Source organism: Bacteroides finegoldii DSM 17565, from assembly GCF_000156195.1.
Taxonomy (GTDB): domain Bacteria; phylum Bacteroidota; class Bacteroidia; order Bacteroidales; family Bacteroidaceae; genus Bacteroides; species Bacteroides finegoldii.
The window spans coordinates 1-318 of sequence record NZ_GG688339.1 but is presented as its reverse complement, the minus strand read 5'-3'; the positions used below and the strand labels follow the sequence as shown (position 1 = coordinate 318).

Here is a 318-nt window from a genome sequence, read left to right as displayed (position 1 = left end):
CCCCAAAAAAAACGGTTTGACGGCCAAAACGGGGGTAATCTAAAATAAAAACACATGGTAAAGATACAAAAAATCTCAGAAATCGAACCTTGTTTAGGTTTTACCGAGTTCGATATGCTTAAAAAATATCGTCAAAGTTTTGCAACGAGTGAATTAGGTCGACTCCATGCTCTGTTTCCTTTCTCGGAACTGGCCCGACAAATGCATTTGAAGTCCTCTGCTTTGCGTAAAAGTTATTTTTCTCCCGAAGGTAAAATAGCCTTAATGGTCTTGAAGTCCTATACCAACTTTTCCGATGCACAACTGATTGAGCATTTA

1 pseudogene is annotated in these 318 nt (G+C 38.7%); it reads left to right on the top strand.

Annotated elements, in window-relative coordinates:
• Positions 1-54: 54 nt before the first annotated feature.
• Positions 55-318, top strand: a pseudogene (locus BACFIN_RS0220315) (DDE transposase); the annotation flags it as partial.